Origin of the sequence: Alteromonas sp. M12 (assembly GCF_037478005.1) — a bacterium.
Classification (GTDB): domain Bacteria; phylum Pseudomonadota; class Gammaproteobacteria; order Enterobacterales; family Alteromonadaceae; genus Aliiglaciecola; species Aliiglaciecola lipolytica_A.
On record NZ_CP144164.1, the window covers coordinates 1,221,707 to 1,240,443 of the forward strand.

General features: G+C 41.4%; 14 protein-coding genes. 10 read left to right on the forward strand and 4 right to left on the reverse strand.

Annotation, left to right across the window (positions count from 1 at the left end; translation table 11 throughout):
• Nucleotides 1–8: 8 nt before the first annotated feature.
• The 6 genes from lpxB to VUI23_RS05205 all read left to right on the forward strand — a co-directional run bounded on the left by lpxB (nucleotide 9) and on the right by VUI23_RS05205 (nucleotide 8,803).
• The gene (gene lpxB, locus VUI23_RS05180) at nucleotides 9–1,187 is read left to right on the forward strand and encodes a lipid-A-disaccharide synthase (RefSeq protein ID WP_342807174.1); all 1,179 of its coding nucleotides are present in this window, start codon (nucleotides 9–11) and stop codon (nucleotides 1,185–1,187) included.
• Nucleotides 1,180–1,779, forward strand: a complete 600-nt coding sequence (rnhB, locus tag VUI23_RS05185) for a ribonuclease HII (RefSeq protein WP_216049930.1) — start codon at nucleotides 1,180–1,182, stop codon at nucleotides 1,777–1,779. Before lpxB ends, rnhB begins: the two co-directional genes overlap by 8 nt.
• Nucleotides 1,769–5,254, forward strand: coding sequence for a DNA polymerase III subunit alpha (gene dnaE / locus VUI23_RS05190; RefSeq protein WP_342807176.1), 3,486 nt, complete (start codon nucleotides 1,769–1,771; stop codon nucleotides 5,252–5,254). The genes rnhB and dnaE overlap by 11 nt, the downstream gene beginning before the upstream one ends.
• Before the next feature lie 38 nt (nucleotides 5,255–5,292).
• On the forward strand, nucleotides 5,293–6,249 hold the full coding sequence (accA, locus tag VUI23_RS05195) for an acetyl-CoA carboxylase carboxyl transferase subunit alpha (protein WP_216049932.1): 957 nt from the start codon (nucleotides 5,293–5,295) through the stop codon (nucleotides 6,247–6,249).
• A gap of 57 nt (nucleotides 6,250–6,306) precedes the next feature.
• A complete protein-coding gene (tilS, locus tag VUI23_RS05200) occupies nucleotides 6,307–7,614 on the forward strand; it encodes a tRNA lysidine(34) synthetase TilS (RefSeq protein ID WP_342807178.1) in 1,308 nt (435 codons plus the stop codon).
• Nucleotides 7,615–7,807: 193 nt separating this feature from the next.
• Nucleotides 7,808–8,803 (forward strand): branched-chain amino acid aminotransferase, encoded by a 996-nt coding sequence (locus tag VUI23_RS05205; protein WP_342807180.1) that lies wholly within the window; start codon nucleotides 7,808–7,810, stop codon nucleotides 8,801–8,803.
• Nucleotides 8,804–8,947: 144 nt separating this feature from the next.
• Here the strand turns inward: VUI23_RS05205 and VUI23_RS05210 are convergent, their stop codons facing one another.
• Together VUI23_RS05210 and VUI23_RS05215 are read right to left on the reverse strand one after the other, a co-directional pair.
• The gene (locus tag VUI23_RS05210; RefSeq protein ID WP_342807182.1) at nucleotides 8,948–10,654 is read right to left on the reverse strand and encodes a hypothetical protein; all 1,707 of its coding nucleotides are present in this window, start codon (nucleotides 10,652–10,654) and stop codon (nucleotides 8,948–8,950) included.
• Between the two features lie 19 nt (nucleotides 10,655–10,673).
• Nucleotides 10,674–10,835, reverse strand: a complete 162-nt coding sequence (locus VUI23_RS05215) for a hypothetical protein (protein WP_342807184.1) — start codon at nucleotides 10,833–10,835, stop codon at nucleotides 10,674–10,676.
• A 33-nt stretch (nucleotides 10,836–10,868) separates the two neighbouring features.
• Between VUI23_RS05215 and VUI23_RS05220 the strand changes: the two genes are divergently transcribed.
• A complete protein-coding gene (locus VUI23_RS05220; RefSeq protein ID WP_303499577.1) occupies nucleotides 10,869–12,953 on the forward strand; it encodes a toll/interleukin-1 receptor domain-containing protein in 2,085 nt (694 codons plus the stop codon).
• A 128-nt stretch (nucleotides 12,954–13,081) separates the two neighbouring features.
• On the forward strand, nucleotides 13,082–13,477 hold the full coding sequence (locus VUI23_RS05225) for a hypothetical protein (RefSeq protein WP_303499576.1): 396 nt from the start codon (nucleotides 13,082–13,084) through the stop codon (nucleotides 13,475–13,477).
• Between the two features lie 12 nt (nucleotides 13,478–13,489).
• Here VUI23_RS05225 and VUI23_RS05230 read toward each other — a convergent pair whose 3' ends face one another.
• Nucleotides 13,490–15,460 (reverse strand): cation:proton antiporter, encoded by a 1,971-nt coding sequence (locus tag VUI23_RS05230; RefSeq protein ID WP_342807186.1) that lies wholly within the window; start codon nucleotides 15,458–15,460, stop codon nucleotides 13,490–13,492.
• Nucleotides 15,461–15,681: 221 nt separating this feature from the next.
• Between VUI23_RS05230 and VUI23_RS05235 the strand changes: the two genes are divergently transcribed.
• Together VUI23_RS05235 and VUI23_RS05240 are read left to right on the forward strand one after the other, a co-directional pair.
• The gene (locus tag VUI23_RS05235) at nucleotides 15,682–16,566 is read left to right on the forward strand and encodes a GGDEF domain-containing protein (RefSeq protein ID WP_216049940.1); all 885 of its coding nucleotides are present in this window, start codon (nucleotides 15,682–15,684) and stop codon (nucleotides 16,564–16,566) included.
• 216 nt (nucleotides 16,567–16,782) lie between these two features.
• Complete coding sequence (locus VUI23_RS05240) at nucleotides 16,783–17,838, forward strand: GGDEF domain-containing protein (protein ID WP_342807189.1); 1,056 nt, start codon at nucleotides 16,783–16,785, stop codon at nucleotides 17,836–17,838.
• Nucleotides 17,839–17,852: 14 nt separating this feature from the next.
• Here the strand turns inward: VUI23_RS05240 and VUI23_RS05245 are convergent, their stop codons facing one another.
• A complete protein-coding gene (locus VUI23_RS05245; RefSeq protein ID WP_216049942.1) occupies nucleotides 17,853–18,692 on the reverse strand; it encodes an MBL fold metallo-hydrolase in 840 nt (279 codons plus the stop codon).
• Between the last annotated feature and the right edge of the window lie 45 nt (nucleotides 18,693–18,737).

An 18,737-nucleotide genomic window follows, 5' to 3' on the forward strand; every position in this document is an offset into this window, starting at 1 on the left:
AACCTTATATGTCTAAGCGTCCTTTGAAAATTGCTATCGTTGCCGGAGAAGCCTCTGGCGACGTGTTAGCTGCGGGTATGATGAAACAGATTTTGGCAATTCACCCCGATGCACAGTTTACAGGAATTGCCGGTCCTAATATGCTTGAGCAAGGTTGCGAAACCTTGTTTGAAATGGAAGAACTTTCTGTGATGGGGATAGTAGAGGTACTGTCCCGTATTCGCCGATTACTGTTTATTCGAAAAACCGTCCTGCAACATTTTACCGATAATCCCCCCGATGTCTTTATCGGAGTGGATGCCCCTGATTTTAATCTGCCGTTAGAAAAGAAACTAAAAAAACTTGGGGTCAAAACCGTCCATTACGTCAGTCCTACTGTGTGGGCTTGGCGGGAAAATAGAATTTATGGGATTGCTGAAGCGACTAACTTAGTACTCAGTATTTTTCCATTCGAAAAAGCCGTTTACGACAAACATGGATTCCCTTGCCAATATGTTGGCCATACTATGGCGGATGATATTGAGCTTTACCCCGATCAAACTCTAGCTCGCCAACAACTTGATGGCGTAACGTTAAGCAAAGACGCAAAAGTGCTGGCGTTGCTACCGGGCAGCCGGGCTGGCGAAGTGAATATGTTGCTTGAGGTCTTTTTGCAAAGCGCAAGCAAAGTGTGTACTACGGTAAGTGAATTACATGTGGTGATCCCCGCTGTCAATGAAGTGCGAAAATCGCAAATTGAAGCCATAGTGTCGGCGTTTAAGAGCTTGCCAGAGTATCCGCAAAACATGCATATTTCAGTGCTTATGCGGCAATCTCGAAATGTTATGATCGCCTCGGATGCTATTCTACTTGCCTCTGGTACTGCGTCACTTGAAGCTATGTTATGTAAGCGTCCAATGGTGGTAGCCTATCGTTTAAAATGGCTTACACATCAAATAATGAAAGCAATGTATAAACCCAATTACTTCTCACTGCCTAATGTGCTAGCAGATAAACCCATTGTGCCTGAATTATTACAAGAACAAGTGAACCCTGAAACCATCTCTGAATATCTGATCCCGATGTTCGCCGGTGATAGCGTAAAGATTCCAGAGGAGTTTGTTGGTTTGCATGAAATGTTAAAACAGGACGCAGATAAACAAGCTGCGGCTGCCGTATTAAAGTTAATTGGTACAGAATATGAGTGAGGCTTGCCTTATCGCCGGTGTTGATGAAGTCGGCCGTGGACCTTTGGTGGGAGATGTTGTGACCGCAGCGGTAATATTGGATCCGCAAAAGCCTATTTTAGGATTAAACGATTCCAAAAAACTGAGCGAGAAAAAACGCAACGTATTGTTCAACCAAATTATTGAAAATGCATTATGTTGGTCAGTAGGGCGAGCTAGCCCAAAAGAAATTGATCAGCTGAATATTCTACATGCCACTATGTTGGCTATGAAACGCGCTGTTGAAGGTTTATCAATTCAGCCTGATTTGGTGCAAGTCGATGGTAATCGATGCCCAGATTGGCATTATGCCAGTGAAGCAATCGTTAAAGGCGATGGCAGTGTCGCAGAAATTTCAGCCGCGTCTATTATTGCTAAAGTCACCAGAGATCGGGAGATGGCAGAATTGCATTTACGCTATCCTGAGTATGGTTTTGATCAACATAAAGGCTACCCTACCAAAGCTCATTTGTTACGTTTAGCTGAGCTAGGGCCAACGGAAGAATACCGTATGAGTTTTAAACCTGTGCAACAAATATTGATACAACACAATGGAGTCATCCATGCAGTCTGAAGCCACAGAAGCACCTGTGAAATTTATCCATTTGCGCGTCCATAGTGATTATTCCATGATGGATGGTTTGAATAAGATCAAACCCATTCTTGGAAAGGTCAAAGAAATGGGGATGCCCGCAGTGGCCATTACTGACCAGATGAATATGTGTGGATTGGTAAAATATTATGATGCTGCACATGCCAATGGGATCAAACCAATAATTGGCGCTGATTTTTGGGTACAAAGTGAAGAGTTAGGCGATGAAATATTCAGACTGACCTTGTTGGCAAGCAACAACAAAGGATATAAAAATATTACCTTGCTCATTTCCAAAGCTTATCAGCGTGGGCATGTACAAAATAGAGCGGTAATCGATAAACAATGGCTGCTAGAACACAAAGAAGGCGTGATTATTTTATCTGGTGGCTTGTCCGGTGATCTTGGACAGGTATTAACCAAAGGAAATATGCCTTTAGCAGAGCAAATATCGCAATTTTATGAAACCCATTTTAGCGATTGTTACTATATCGAGTTAAATCGCACTGGCAGACCAGGTGAACAGGAATATATTCAACGAGCGACAGATTGGGCTTTGGACCATGATCTTCCCGTCGTGGCCACAAATGAAGTATGTTTTATCGCTAAAGAGGGATTTGATGCCCATGAAATAAGGGTGTGTATCCATGATGGTTATACCCTCGATGATAAGCGTCGTCCCAAACTTTATAGTGATCAGCAATACCTGCGCAGTCCTGAGGAAATGTGTGAACTGTTTTCCGATATTCCAGAAGCACTGCAAAATACCGTAGAGATAGCCAAGCGTTGTAATGTTACCGTGACGTTGGGCGAATACTTTCTGCCAAAGTTTCCAACCGGTGGAATGTCAGATGCGGATTATCTGGTAAAAGTGTCATGGGAAGGTTTAGAACGACGCTTAAAGTTCCTGTTTCCTGATGAACAAGAGCGAGCTGAAAAACGTCCTGAATACGACGAACGTTTAGAAATTGAATTAACCGTTATCAACCAAATGGGTTTTCCCGGCTACTTCTTGATTGTAATGGAGTTTATTCAGTGGAGTAAAGATCACGGTATCCCGGTGGGACCTGGCCGTGGGTCGGGCGCAGGTTCGCTCGTTGCATATGCACTTGATATTACCGATCTGGATCCCCTAGAGTTTGACTTACTGTTTGAGCGATTCCTGAATCCAGAACGGGTTTCCATGCCCGATTTCGACGTCGATTTTTGCATGGATAGACGTGACGAGGTGATTGACCACGTGGCCGACATGTATGGTCGTCAAGCGGTTTCTCAAATAATAACATTCGGCACCATGGCTGCCAAAGCGGTAGTTCGAGACGTTGGCCGAGTATTAGGGCATCCCTATGGCTTTGTGGATCGCATTTCTAAATTAATACCTTCTGATCCAGGAATGACCTTAGAAAAAGCCTTTGCCGTTGAACCTAGGTTACCTGAGCTTTATCAACAAGATGAAGACGTTAAAGATCTGATTGATATGGCGCGGATTCTGGAAGGGGTTACCCGTAATGCTGGTAAACATGCTGGGGGTGTTGTTATCTCTCCCACTGAAATCACCGACTTCGCGCCGTTATATTGTGATGACGAAGGCAAAAACCCAGTAACTCAGTTTGATAAAAATGATGTCGAAACTGCAGGTTTGGTTAAATTTGACTTTTTGGGCTTGCGTACCTTAACCATTATCCAATGGGCGATCGATATGATTGCTGAGGGTCGTGGCAAACAAATTGATATCACCGCCATTCCATTGGAAGATCCTAAAAGTTTTCGGACTCTATTAAATGCAGAAACAACTGCGGTATTCCAATTGGAATCTCGCGGTATGAAAGACTTGATTAAACGTCTTAAACCAGATTGCTTCGAAGATATTATCGCATTGGTGGCTCTATTTAGACCGGGCCCGCTGCAATCTGGGATGGTTGATAACTTCATCGATAGAAAACACGGCCGAGAAGAGATCTCTTATCCGGATGCAGAATATCAACATGAATGTTTGCAGGAAATTCTTGAGCCAACCTACGGCATTATTCTTTATCAAGAACAAGTAATGCAGATTGCACAAGCCATGGCAGGATACAGCCTAGGTGGCGCAGATATGTTACGTCGTGCGATGGGTAAGAAAAAGCCTGAAGAGATGGCCAAGCAGCGTAGTGTGTTTGCCGAAGGTTCTAAAGGCAATAATATCGATCCTGATCTAGCGATGAAAATATTCGATCTGGTGGAAAAATTCGCGGGTTATGGTTTTAACAAATCTCACTCTGCGGCTTATGCGTTAGTTTCGTATCAAACTTTGTGGCTAAAAGCCCATTATCCTGCCGAGTTTATGGCGGCGGTAATGTCTGCGGATATGGATAATACCGATAAAATAGTCACTTTGGTGGATGAATGTAATCGTATGGGATTAACCATACTGCCACCAGACCTCAACGCGGGCCAATATAAGTTTACGGTAGATGAACAAGGTCGTATTGTTTATGGTATCGGCGCAATAAAAGGGGTAGGGGAAGGTCCTATCGAAGCAATTATCGCTGCCCGTAAAGAACACACTAAATTTTCAGACTTGTTTGATTTTTGTGCTAAAGTTGATCTGAAGAAGATTAACAAACGGGTTCTAGAAAAGTTGGTTATGGCTGGCGCCATGGATAATTTAGGTCCCCATCGAGCCTGTATCATGGCGACCCTACCCGAAGCGATAGCCGCGGCGGATCAGCATGCTAAAGCTGAATCTCATGGGCAATCAGATATGTTTGGTTTGTTAACTACTGAACCTGATCAAGTGGTTCAGGCCTTTTCTAATGTACCGGAATGGCCAGAAAAAATATGGTTGGACGGAGAAAAAGAAACTCTTGGCCTATACTTAACAGGTCACCCAATAAATCAGTACGAAAAAGAGCTAAAACATTATAGTTCTGCTCGTTTGGTAGATTTAAAACCTACCAATAAAGACACTACGTCTGTTGCGGTTGGCTTAGTCATCGGTGTTAGAGTGATGACTAACAAGAAGGGACGTCGTTGGGCGATTGTTACCTTAGATGACAAAAGTGCTCGTATGGATGCGCGCTTTTTCCCTGATATGTTTGAAAAGTACGAGGAGCTTCTTCAACCTGACCGAATTCTATTGATTTCCGGACAGGTCAGCTTTGATGATTTCTCGGGGGGCAATACAATATCAGGCCGTGATGCTATGGATATAGTGCAGGCTCGGGAGAAAAATGTAAAATGCTTAGGGTTAGAAGTAGAATCTGACTGGTGTAACGAAGCAAGAGTAGCTAAACTGCAAGCAATTCTGCAGAATTATCAAGGCGGAAGCTGTCCTGTTAATATGCGGGTTGTTCACCCTGATGCGGAAATGGTTTTAGCATTTGGTGCACAGTGGTACGTGACACCAGAAGACCAATTAATTTATGAATTGCAGCAAATGTTACCCAAACAAGCGGTAGAGCTGCAATTTAGTTGACACCAATAGTGTGTTTGTAAACAAATATAAGGTTTGGAATGAGTTTGAATTATCTTGATTTCGAGAAACCTATCGCTGATTTAGAAGCAAAAATTGAAGAACTACGGTTAGTCAATCAAGGCGGTGAGTTTGATGTCGGCATTGAAGAATCGATCACTAAGTTGCGGGAAAAGAGTGCAGAATTGACTGCTAAAATATTTTCCGATTTGGGCGCATGGCAAGTTTCACAAATTGCTAGACACCCAATGCGACCTTATACATTGGATTATATTCCCCGCCTTTTTGAAGAATTTGACGAATTAGCCGGTGATCGCGCTTTTGCTGATGATAAAGCTATTGTAGGTGGATTAGCCGACTTTGATGGTCAACCAGTAATGGTTATTGGACATCAAAAAGGTCGTGACACCCATGAAAAAATTCGACGCAATTTCGGTATGCCTAAACCAGAAGGCTATCGCAAAGCGCTTCGTTTGATGCATATGGCTGAACGCTTCAATTTACCTATCATTACCTTTATCGACACTCCGGGTGCATACCCTGGAGTAGGTGCTGAGGAACGTGGCCAAAGTGAAGCCATTGCTCGTAATCTCAAGGAAATGGCCGATTTAAGCGTGCCCATTATCTGTACCGTTATTGGTGAAGGTGGTTCAGGTGGTGCACTTGCTATAGGTGTGGGTGACAGAGTGAATATGCTGCAATACAGTACTTACTCGGTTATTTCTCCAGAAGGTTGCGCTTCCATATTATGGAAAAGCGCAGAAAAAGCACCTTTAGCTGCTGAAGCTATGGGTGTAAGCGCAGGTCAAATTAAAGAATTAGGATTAATTAATAATATCGTAGAGGAACCTCTAGGTGGTGCTCATCGCAATCACGACGCTATGGCTGCCAACCTCAAAGCGACCCTTAAGCAACAGTTGTCACAATTGCTGAGCTTATCTAAAGACGAGTTGCTCGAACAGCGTTACGAGCGCATCATGTCTTTTGGTTATTGTTAATATAGTCACCTTGATTCACCTCAAACCGTCTTGTATTTACAAGGCGGTTTTTGCCTTATGAACATTCAAAATCGTACCACAGCACTTGTTGAAAGGTTCCTTCAAGGACCCGCTAGGCAAATTGTTATCGCATACAGCGGTGGTGTTGACTCTCACCTGCTGCTGATCACTGTTGCCGAATTAGCGAACCAATTTCCTGACCACGATTACCTTGCTGTGCATGTTAATCACGGCTTAAGTCCCAATGCGGAAAAGTGGCAACAGCATTGTCAGCAAGTTTGCTCTGAGCTCAATATTCCACTAAAAATTCAGCAGGTGAAGGTCAATGCCAGTGGTAATGGGGGAGTTGAAGCGGCCGCTAGAAAAGTGCGATATCAAGCCCTTGAAGCCATGACCGAACATCATGGTTTGATCTTGTTAGGACAACATATTCAAGATCAATTGGAAACGGTGCTATTGCAGTTGAAGCGCGGGGCTGGTCCTAAAGGGCTCTCAGCAATGGCGCAATCTGCGGTAAATGAAAACAGTATTACCCTAGCGCGACCTTTTCTGGAATTAGAGAAGCATGAAATTCTGCAATTAGCCAAACACAAGCAATTACACTGGATCGAAGATGAGTCGAATCACGATACACGATTTGATCGAAACTTTTTACGCACAGAAGTGATTCCAACTTTACTGCAACGATGGCCAAATTTGGCAACGGCGGCAAACCGCTCAGCCCAGTTGTGCGCTGAACAACAAGAGTTGTTAGATGAAGTTAACGGGAAACATTTGCAGACCATGGTGAATCAACGATTTGCGATTCATATTTGCAAGTTACGTGCACTATCTAGCCCATGGCAAAATCAAATAGTGCGATATTGGTTAGCAGAACAAAAAATCGATATGCCTTCTAAAACCGTGCTGGCGGAATTACCTAAACTTCTTAGTGCCAAGCAGGATGGTAACCCCATCATTGACCTAGGCCAGCACCAGTTGCGACGCTTTCGAGAGCATATGTATTGCATTAAAAAGCAAACATTTGAAGAAGATATTCATCTTACTTTAGATTCAGCTAACACCTTGTTACCCAATGAATTGGGGCATTTACATATTGCAGAAAAATACATTGGTCAATTAACCATAAAATCTAAGGTGAATAGTCTTAAATTTAAACCCCTTGATCAGCCCCATTCCAAATTATTGAAACAATGGTTTAAACAGTGGGATGTGCCAGTTTGGGAAAGACAGCGAAGTTTGCTTTTATGTTGGCAAGATCAGGTGATTGCGGTGTTATGTGAGCAACATATTATTTTTGCAAATGATGCACCTGCGGAACTCACTTCAAGTATTCATTTTAGGGTAAATCCACCTCAACTTTGATTTTGTCTCTGAATTTTTAGTCAATTATCTTAGCTGATTCGCATTGATGGACACTAAAACACATTTTTATCCTTACAATGCTAGTGTTTGCCCCTGCTTCTAGCGTAAAATCGTATATATATTACAAGATAGGATTACTTTTAATTCTATCGGTAAATTGACCTTATTATTATTTTGGAGATTTGAGACTATTATGGCTGCATTTGGAACTGTTTTTATGCCTGAGATGGCACTTGCTACCTTTGAAAATAATCACTGGAGTAAGGCTGAGTTTGTCAGCGCTGAAAGTATTCAATTGCACCCCGGGGCTCATGTCTTACATTATTCGAGTACTTGTTTCGAAGGTCTCAAAGCATTTCGTCATGCTGATGGCAGCGTCAATATTTTCCGTATGGAAGAAAATATAAAACGTATGGCACAGAGCTCTAAATTATTGTTTTTACCTGACTTTGATGCAAATCAGTTATCACAGATGATTGTTGATATGGTAAAAAAATACGCTGATGAAGTTCCCCAGCCTCCAGGTTCAATGTATATCAGACCTACCCATATTGGTACTGAGCCTTCAATAGGTAAAGCTGCGGCACCATCAGCTACTTCAATGCTGTATGTATTGTTATCACCGGTGGGTGATTACTTTGCTGGTGGAGCTCGTCCATTAAGATTGTTATTAGCGGAAGATGGGATGCGCTGTGCGCCACATATGGGCATGATTAAAAGTGGCGGTAATTACGCCAGTGCTTTAGGGCCAATTTTAGCAGGTAAAGCGCAGTACAATGCTGATCAAATTTTATTTTGCCCTAATGGTGATGTACAAGAGACCGGTGCTGCTAACTTTATCTTGATTGACGGCGATGAAATTATCACTAAAGCCTTAGATAGCTCATTTTTACACGGTATTACACGAGCTACACTACTAACCCTTGCGGCTGATTTAGGAATGAAGGTTAGCGAACGTAGCCTTTCTGTGACTGAACTATTAGAACGGGTGGCTAAACCTGGTACTGAAGCCGCTCTGTCTGGTACCGCAGCGGTTTTGACTCCGGTAGGAACCTTAATTCACAATGGTAAAGATATCAAAGTGGGTAACGGAGAAGCGGGTCCTAAAGCAATTAGATTGCGCCAAGCATTAAACCAAATTCAGTGGGGCGAAGCGCCAGACACCCATAACTGGTTAACTAAAATTTAATTAACCCAAGCGAGGGAGCGCAATCTGCTATTAGCGCAGTAATTTTGCGCTTATCTTGCTTGCAATTCACGGGGTTTAAACAACTAGATTGCATAAATCAGCATCCCTACGAATTAAAATTTGTCATTTCTTATCAAGTTTAAGTTAACTAACCTGAACTTGATAAGCATTCATTTTATGCAGCTGTAACCAAGCTGCATTTTCATTTAATGCCTCAATACCTATGGTTTTAATGACCTGTTGATAGCTCCCTATATTTTCAGTTTCAGAAGCGTAAGTTTGATCTAACAAAGACATTCTATTCATCGCCTGTTGGAAGAAGTAGCCTGTTCGCAAGTAGCGCTGACTAAGCTCCTCGAAGCCCATCTGCGCAGCAAAGGTTTTCAGTAATGCTGAGCTGATAAACGACATAGCAATAATAATGAACAAGATTGATATCGAAAAAGCGGGAATAAGATTGAATTGGATTTTTGCTACACTAAAGAACATCAGTGCTATTGCTAAGCAGAATAGAAAAATTGAATTTCGTTGATATTGTTTTGATTTGTTAAGCAATGCAAATGCTCTTCCCCTTTCTCCTCTTTGCCCATAAAAGTAATTTCTTTGGTCTAATATCCAAACCTTGCGCACATAATGAATGTGTTGTTTGCTGGGAGAAGGGACTTGCAACATCAGTTTATTCAAATTATCTACAATCCAATCCATCTCATATAGTTTTGTCGTGCGATAGTTATTTGCACTGTGATCAGGAATACCAGACAAGTGCCAGAAAATTTGCACCCTAAGATCTTCAGCAAATACGCGCCATTCCACATACTGTTCTTCTTTTGATTCGGTGCCGACGAAAAAGAGCCAATATATAAGTACTACCACTCCAACTAGAAACAAGTGGATTAAAAACCAAGTCAGTGTGGCAAATAGCCCAACATAAACTTGTTGTGCGAAGATCGCAAAAAAGGATAGGGTGGTAATCCATTTTAATGATTTTAATCTTTGATGTTGACGAATTTGTGCAAGACAATCGGCAATACAGTAGGCATCAACTAAGTGTTTAATGGGGGCTAATGATTCCGTCGGTGGGTGCTCTCCTAGCAGGTGAGTTAAACTCTTGGCTTTGTCTTTCTTTTTAATACGTAGCGCACCAGTATTAAAACGTTCTGTTTTCGCCAAAATTTCATTAAACAAACTGACATTTTGCACGCCATATGCTTCTATTGCCTTCCAACTTCCAATATCTTCTTCGCTTCCCACACTTAAAGGTAGGGTGGCATGACGTTCTCGTGTACTGACTAACCATTTACAGTATGTTTTGTTAGGCTTAGAAAATAGCAGGCTGCTTTCGTCAACGAGTCCTTCGATACACATTCTTACTACGTCTGCTGTGCCACCGGTTTTTAGCGCATAGGAACTTGATTCTTTTTTATGGTCTATTACACCATCCCAAATAGCGATTAGATAATCAGAACAACCTACCAGTGTTTTGCCTAGTGCAGTATACCCTTCCACTCTTGGTGTATTGGCTTTACGATGGCAAATCTTCACTTCGGAACATTGTTCAAAGAGTCTACGGAAGGTTTCTAAGGATTGGGGAGACCTAAAGTCTTTTTCATATTCTTGCACGTCAAAGGGTAAAATCGCAGTTACTTTAAGTTTGAGTTTCAAGGCGACTTTGACCATTAACTGGTCAGCACCTTCTGCTAGACCTGATAAAATTTGAATCGTACTTCTAGGACATTGTTGTTGCAGCGAGGTCAGCTCTTCAAGCAAGGCTTTTTCTAAAATGGGGATATCTTGTTGTGGAATATCGCGATGACCGGTAACCCCTATATTAATTGTGAGAGCTGATGACATCAGTCGCTATTCCTTAACATTAAACTCCGATATTTGTATAAATTATCATCAATAAAGCATTTGTTAAACCTGATTTTATCTCATTCGCTGGTGGCACTCGGCTTGGTAAAACCGATGCTTCCTTTTCTTTTATAGGAGACTTGTATACTATTTGACCACATGTTGCTGTTGTATATGTCATGTTCACTCTTTCAATCTGATCCTGAGGAATAAAATGCAATACAGCGCATTTATAAGTTACAGCCACAAAGATGAAAAGTTGGCTCGCTGGCTTATGCGTAAGTTAGAAGCCTATCGAGTGCCCGCTAAACTAATTGGCCAATCCGCTGAGTTTGGTGTTGTTCCCCGTAGAATTGGAAAAATCTTTCGTGACCGCGATGAACTCCCAACAGCAGGAAATTTGGGCCAAAGGGTCAATCAAGCGTTGCAGAACTCATCGTCGCTGATTGTCATCTGCTCGCCTTTCTCTGCGAAGTCAAAATGGGTGAATACCGAAATCACTGAATTCCGTAAAATGGGTCGTGAAGAACGTATTTTGTGTTTTATTGCCGACGGCGATCCTATGAGCTGTGATCCTGAGATAGCTTGTTTTCCCCCAGCTTTGCTCAAACCCGCACAAGCTGGCCAGCCTAATAGAGAGCCGTTGGCTGCTGATGCCAGAATGGAAGGAGATGGTAAAGACAGGGCATTTCTAAAATTGGTAGCAGGTTTGTTAGGCGTGGGCTTTGATAGCCTAGCGCAGCGAGATGCACAGCGCAGATATAAACGTTTGGCGTTAATTAGCGTAGGTTCTTTTGCCGGAATGGCGTTTGCCTCCGCATTGGCGATAACTGCTGTCATCGCCCGTAATGATGCACAACGGCGCCAAGACCAAGCCGAAGACATTGTCGGTTTTATGTTAGGTGACTTACGTGAGCGCTTACAAACCGTTGGACGTTTGGATTTAATGCGTTCGGTGGATGATAAAGCGACAAGCTATTTTTCAAAGTTAAACAAACGAGATTTATCTGACCGCGCATTGGCGGAACAAGCCCGTTCATTAACCGGCATAGGCGAAGTGCGCCTGAATGAAGGCGACTATCAATTGGCCATGGCAGCTTTTGCTGAAGCTTATGAACGTTCTAAAGCCTTATACGAAAGAGACGCTTCAAATGGCATCCGATTGTTCGATTTATCTCAAGCTGAGTATTGGCTTGGCAACGTAGCCTGGCAACAAGGGCGCTTGGACGATGCCGAAAAATGGCTAATTCGTTATCGAGATAGTGCAATTAGGTTAGCCGCAATGGACAGCAATAATCCTGATTGGCAAATAGAGGCTGCATACGGTTATCAGAACCTGGCGATATTGGATAAAAGCCGTGGCAATTTTGAGCAAGCTAAAAGGGCAATGTTGGAAGTGCGTAATCTCTACGTTCAGTGGGCTGAACAAGCACCAGATAATTTACAGTTAAGATACGATATGGCAAATGCGTCATCTTGGTTGGGAAGTCTTGCCTTACAACAAGGACGATTTAATGAAGCAAAGAATTATTTCGAAGAACAAAATGCCGCGATTAAAAAAAATATTAAAGAGGATCCAGATAATATTATCTGGAAAGAAGACTTTTTGTACGCCAATCGTCTTTTAGCCAGCGTAAGCGTCCATTTAGGGGATGTGGAAGAAGCCACTAAATTGTACATAACCGCAAAAGATATCGCTGAACAATTATTTAATCAAGATCCACAAAATGCGTACTGGATGTTGGATTACGGACGTTGCCTATGGCAGCTTGCGCTAATGTCTGGTCGGTCAGCTAAACAACATTTGCAGCAAGCTGAAAAACTGATTGAGAAGGCTTATAACCTAAAGAAAAAAGAGGAAAGGACTTTACAATTCTATGGAGATCTTAAAGTCGCTCAAAGTGAATTTGCTTTGTTAAATGGCCAAATAGACTTGGCGCTTCATTATATCGAGCAATTTGAACAGAATATTGAGCCTGCATGGCATAATCAAGAAATGGAAAAAACCGAAGATTTTCGTTTGGTGTATTCTCGCGGTTTAATTTTAAAAGGAAAGATAGCCTTTAAAATCGAACAACAACAAACCGCCCAACAATATTGGCAACAAGCTTTAGCATTGTTAACTGAGACTGAATTGGAATATGGAGTAAATCCTAAGCCGGATAAGTTACCTTTTACTCGGCTAATTGAATTGACTACTGTATTAAGCTTGTTAGGGGATGATCAGCAACTTAATATACATCAAAAACGTTTAAATAATTCAGGTTATATTGCATTCACCCCATTTTTGGTTGATTAAAATTTGTACTATTCGGGAAAGGGTTTAGAATTGTAAGAGAACAATTATGTTCAATTCATAAAACCGTATCTTTTGATACGGCAATACCTCCAAAGTATGGCATTTTACCAACAACAAGGAAAAGGATTATGGATGCTACTGTAACTTTAGATGTAAGAAATTTCCGAAGTGCAGCAGGAAGTGGCTACACCAATATACCCGCTTCGAATGCACGCACATACAGCTACCGTTTTACAGGTGGCCCCAACAATGATGGCACTATTACTGAAATAACAGGTACAGGACAGGCACTCATAACCGTGCATGTTCAGGCTGACCCTCGTTATCATATTACTGACATTACTTTTGGCAGTAACGGTGCAAATGATTTGTCGTGGCGTTCTACATTCCCACCTTACCTTGCCGTTATTACTGATACCAATACTGATAATATTGATTCGGAATACTCGGTAGTTATATTGGATACTGTAGCTAACGCTAGGGTGTTATGTGACCCCGCAATCAAAAATAGACCTAATAAATAGTCAAGATTAGGTTTAATGCCCTTCTAATAAAAAATGTTCTGCGCGTTCTACTCGTCGCGGTTTGCCTGAGATCACGATAACATCGTTAGGTTGTAGGGGCTTTGTAAAGTCAGGATTTGCAATTTCTATATTTGCTCGCCGTAATCCATGCAAACTTATTTTGCGTTTAAAAAGATCCAACTGTTCAATTGTTTTACCGACCGCAAACGCATCTTCAGTTAGTTGCACAGCGTGCATAAATTCCAGCTTATCTTTGGTACCTTGGCTAATTTCAGTGGTTTCTCCAGGAAAGAAACCGTGCATATGTCGATAGTGATCTTTTCGCTCTGAACGAACCCGTTTTAAAATTCGCGCCATAGGGATACCGGATAAATGGAGTATCTGAGATACCAACATAAGGCTGCCTTCGAGAATTTCAGGCACAACTTGACTAGCGCCAGCCGCATAAAGTTCTTCTAGGTGGTAGTCTTTTCTAGTGCGAACCACTATGGGCAATTCTGGGTGCATTTCCGAGATGATCTTGATTACATTGAGGGCTCTTTGGTGTTCATCAAAGGTGATAAGCACTAATTTGGCCATATCGATTCCAGCGGCTTTTAATATATCTGGTTGACTGACGTCACCGAACACCACGGGTTGTCCTGCACTTCGGCTTTCATTGACCCGCACGGGATCAAAGTCTACGACTAAATAGGGGATTTTCTCCACGCTTAATAAGCGGCTTACCGATTGACCAACTCGGCCAAAACCAAGAATTAAAACGTGGTCTTGCATGCTAGGATGATAATTATCTTCATCCATTGGGTCTAATTGTAAGTCGGGTTTACCAATAATATATTTAGCCATGTCGAGACTATTTTCAATCAACCAAGGTGTAACCGCCATACTGAGCACACCAATTGCCATCAAAACAGAGCCTTGTTCAGCACTGAGAATGTCGTGATTTACCGCCAGTGCGGCAATAATAAAGCTAAATTCACCTATCTGACAGAGCTTTAATCCTGTTGACCAGCCATCTAGTTTGTCGGCTTTAAATAGCCAAGCACAAGCACGAATGATCAGGATTTTTATTATCATTATGGTGACTAAACCCAAAGCTATCCAATGTAGTTGTGATGCTAAAGTCTGCATTTCTAAACGCATACCAACAGTTATAAAAAATAACCCCATTAGAATATCTCTGAAAGGCCGAATATCCGCTTCTAGTTGATGCCTGTATTGGCTTTCACTTAACATCATTCCCGCTAGAAAAGCTCCTAGTGCCATGGAAAGGCCAAACGAGTAGGTCAAACCTGCCGCTACCAAGGCAACCAAAATAGTCGTTAGCACAAACAATTCATCGGTACGCGTTCGCGCTACTTCATTAAATATTCTAGGTAGTAGCCATTTGCCTACAGACATTAAAATACCGACAACCACTGTGCCCTTTAAAAGCGCCATCACAATCGCTAGCCATAAGCTGCTATGGGATTGATCTGATAGCAAGGGAACTAATATCAGCAAAGGCACCACAGCCAGATCTTGAAATAATAAAATACTGACAACCATTTGTGCTCGGGTCGTATTTAACGTGCCTCGTTCGCTCATTTGTTTAATCACAATCGCGGTTGAAGAAAGGGCTATCATACCGCCTATGATTAATGCGGCTTTTAAATCGAATCCAAATACACTGGCGATCCCCATAAAAACCAGAGTAGTCAGTATCATTTGGCCTAAACCAATGCCAAAAACCAGATGGCGCATAGCCATGACTTTAGGAAGAGAAAATTCTAAGCCCAACGAAAATAATAGAAAGACGATGCCTAACTCGGCGAAAAAGTGAATTTCTTCTGGATGATCGATGATTGCTAGCATGTGCGGACCAGCGACTACTCCACAGGCTAGATATGCGAGTATGGGAGGTAAGTTTATACGTTTGAATCCCCACACGGTTAACACCGCAACAGTCATCAATACCAAAATATTTGTGAAACCCACATGCATAAATTTTATCTCTTTATTTGGCTAATTTTTTACCGCGTGAACTTGTTGACTGAGGAGTAAGCTGAACGGGCATATTTGCCGTTAGCATTACTTTAATATTAGCAGTAATCGATGGCACAGAGATTGCTAATTAACCAATCATAAAACATTTTTAATTAATAAATTGCGTATTTAGACCTAAATTCGCCAATAAATTGGCAGGAGCATTCGCCTTGGAGCACATGACACAGCTTTTTGACACTGCGTTGAAAGACAACAATTTGTTTAGCTCAGATCCCTACAAGGGCGGCTTAAGCCATACCGAATCTCATCAAGTTATGTTGCAATTGGCTTCGAGTATCGACCTGCAAAAGATTGCTCAAGTATTTTATCGCCAATTGCGAGCGAAGTTAAACTTAGATGGTTTAACTATTAAATTTTCAAGTGGTTTAGTTACCCTTGGAGAGCCAGAAAAATCTAATAATATCAAAACATTAGATCAAGTAAGTAAACACACAATTTTTGCTACCCTAGTATATTCTTTTTCCAAAGTGTTAAGTTTGCGGGAAGCGGCAATACTCAATGATTTACATCGATTATTCAAATTTCCGTTAAAAAATGCACTAGAATTTCATAGTGTTAAACAGCTTGCCCTTAAAGATTATCTGACGTCATTGGGTAATCGAGTACATTATCAAGAATCCTTGGTGCGCTTACTTAGTCAGGCCAAACGGGCTGGCGAAGGTTTTGGACTACTGGTGATTGATATGGATAAGTTTAAAGCCGTTAATGACACCTTCGGTCATCATGAGGGTGATAAAGTATTGACCGCCACGGCAGACGTATTACGTCAGTCACTAAGAGAAAGTGACTATGCTTTTCGTTTTGGTGGTGATGAATTTTGTTGTTTGTTACCAGGTAGTGACAACCTTGTGAATGGTAAAATAGCTGAACGAATTCAGGGTTTTATGAATAAAAATCCGATTTTGGCCAAGCATAAAATGTCCTGTAGTATCGGCAGTACTATGTATCAATATGGTGACACTGAACTAAGTTTATTTAATCGTGCAGATAAAGCCTTGTATGCAGCCAAACAAAATGGAAAAAACTGCTACAAAGTAGCTTAATTTCGACATAGGCGGCAATAAATTGCAGTCTTGTCGAAATTAACGGCAATTATTATTGATATTATTTCGTCTTATCATACCCATTTGCAGCTAATAACATTAGACTGTCATTACTATTAAATTAATTTTTATCTCTTTTAGTAATAAATGATGAATGGGGTTATTCTGCGAATAAGAATAAATCCATAAGCTCATTTAGGTTGTATGAGACTATCTATGCTTAGCGATTTTGATCAAAATACCCAATATCGACGCAAAGTTTTACAAGTATTGTTGCTGATAACATTTTTCGGTGGCTTTGTTTTTGGTTTGAGCAATATTTATCGAGAGCTCTACACCTTGGCTTTTCTAGAGTTAGGATATGGATTATTTTCATTTCTAGTATGGCGTCAAATTGGCAATACCACTAATTTTCAATTTTGGGTAATCAGTTACCTTTTCCCGTTTTTTTCGATAATGATGTATGCTTTATCCGTACCTGGTTCCTCCCAATCCATTTTTGTTTGGATTCTAACTATCCCCGTTATTTCCTATTTGTTATTAGGTAAAAAAATTGGCTTTTACTTCTCGATTGTTTTTATGACGCTGGGAATCAGCATTTTTCATTTGAAATTTATGACCGATGATATTCCGCTGAGTATTACAGTGTCATTGAACGTAATACTCAGCGGGGTGCTGATGATTGCTCTCGCTCATGTGTATGAGCGTAATCGGGAGAAGAACGAAGAGCGACTTATGCAATTGGCTGGTACTGACAAATTGACTGGCTTAGCGAATAGGATGAAATTAATCGATGTGTATGCATCTGCTAGTGAATATGCGAAAAGGCACAATGTGCCTTTAACTATAGTGCTATTTGATCTTGATTATTTCAAAAAAATTAATGATTTATATGGTCATCATGTTGGCGATGCTGCGCTGTGTTTTGTGGCTGATTTTCTGAAAAAACACACCCGAAAAAGTGATCTACTGGCGCGCTTTGGCGGGGAAGAGTTTGCATTGATTATGCTAGCATCTAAGCCTAAAGATAGTTTCCAACAAGTTGACTCTCTACGTAAAAAACTAATGAATAAGCCATTTATCTACAATAAAAAAGAAATCAATATCACCCTTAGTGCTGGGATTTCGTATCTCGGTGTTGATGGCACTGATTTAGATGATTTACTTGTTAAAGCTGATGAGCGTTTGTACTTTGCAAAGGAAAATGGCCGCAATCGCGTTGTGGCCGACGTTCTGGCCGACAATATCGAGCCGTCAAACTCTGCAAAGTAGTGTTTAGATATAACTTAAAATACGATTTCCAATCCTTCTGCCGCAGCAAAAACTTGCAGATCATCTTCCGCAATAGCAATGACTTCCTGACAATGGGATTCAATCGCTGCGATGTCTTCATCTGTACGAATATGATCATGGCTGTAAAGTGCTAAACGCTTAGCTCTGCATGCTAAAGCTAGCTTTACCGCTTCTTCTGCCACCGAGTGTCCCCAACCTGATTTACCTGGCATGTCAGACAGCATGTATTGGGCATCGTGAATAATAATATCGGCGCTCATTGCAAACTCTACCCATTGTAGAAAATCAGTTTCTTTACGGTAGGGAGGGTAAAGTTCGTTGTCGGTGATGTAGGCAATTTTAGCACCATCGGCTTCGATTACATAAGAACTGCCGCTGCCGGGATGGTTCATTGGGTGCCGATAAATTTTAGCGCTGCCAATATGCCAACTATTAATGCCTTCAGGTACAGGTTTGAGTTCTATATTTGACTGTAGTGATTTGTAATGAACAGGAAAATAACTGCCAGACATCTGATTCAAAATGGCGTTATTTTCATCCAAGGTCGTCATACCTGGCGTGATAAATATATTTCTGTCAGGCTGATATATAGGTGCAAAAAATGGAAAACCCTGAATATGATCCCAATGATTATGGGTCAGCAACAAATGTACATCGGTCTGTTTTGAAATTAATTTTTGACCGAGGTTTTTAATCCCTGTGCCTGCATCGAGAATAATGTCAGTGCCATCATTTAATTCAATGTGCACGCAGGCTGTATTGCCACCATACTTTATATATTCTGGACCCGGTGCAGGGATTGAGCCTCTAACACCGAAAAAGGTTAATCGCATATTCCATCTCTTTGTTGCAGTTTGTCCTTGCGAACTTATTATTCG

Excerpts from the sequence above, each read along its gene's own strand:
- lpxB (WP_342807174.1), top strand. The coding sequence starts at position 9 with ATGTCTAAGCGTCCTTTGAAAATTGCTATCGTTGCCGGAGAAGCCTCT.
- rnhB (WP_216049930.1), top strand. The coding sequence starts at position 1,180 with ATGAGTGAGGCTTGCCTTATCGCCGGTGTTGATGAAGTCGGCCGTGGA.
- dnaE (WP_342807176.1), top strand. The coding sequence starts at position 1,769 with ATGCAGTCTGAAGCCACAGAAGCACCTGTGAAATTTATCCATTTGCGC.
- accA (WP_216049932.1), top strand. The coding sequence starts at position 5,293 with ATGAGTTTGAATTATCTTGATTTCGAGAAACCTATCGCTGATTTAGAA.
- tilS (WP_342807178.1), top strand. The coding sequence starts at position 6,307 with ATGAACATTCAAAATCGTACCACAGCACTTGTTGAAAGGTTCCTTCAA.
- VUI23_RS05205 (WP_342807180.1), top strand. The coding sequence starts at position 7,808 with ATGGCTGCATTTGGAACTGTTTTTATGCCTGAGATGGCACTTGCTACC.
- VUI23_RS05210 (WP_342807182.1), bottom strand. The coding sequence starts at position 10,654 with ATGTCATCAGCTCTCACAATTAATATAGGGGTTACCGGTCATCGCGAT.
- VUI23_RS05215 (WP_342807184.1), bottom strand. The coding sequence starts at position 10,835 with ATGACATATACAACAGCAACATGTGGTCAAATAGTATACAAGTCTCCT.
- VUI23_RS05220 (WP_303499577.1), top strand. The coding sequence starts at position 10,869 with ATGCAATACAGCGCATTTATAAGTTACAGCCACAAAGATGAAAAGTTG.
- VUI23_RS05225 (WP_303499576.1), top strand. The coding sequence starts at position 13,082 with ATGGATGCTACTGTAACTTTAGATGTAAGAAATTTCCGAAGTGCAGCA.
- VUI23_RS05230 (WP_342807186.1), bottom strand. The coding sequence starts at position 15,460 with ATGCATGTGGGTTTCACAAATATTTTGGTATTGATGACTGTTGCGGTG.
- VUI23_RS05235 (WP_216049940.1), top strand. The coding sequence starts at position 15,682 with ATGACACAGCTTTTTGACACTGCGTTGAAAGACAACAATTTGTTTAGC.
- VUI23_RS05240 (WP_342807189.1), top strand. The coding sequence starts at position 16,783 with ATGCTTAGCGATTTTGATCAAAATACCCAATATCGACGCAAAGTTTTA.
- VUI23_RS05245 (WP_216049942.1), bottom strand. The coding sequence starts at position 18,692 with ATGCGATTAACCTTTTTCGGTGTTAGAGGCTCAATCCCTGCACCGGGT.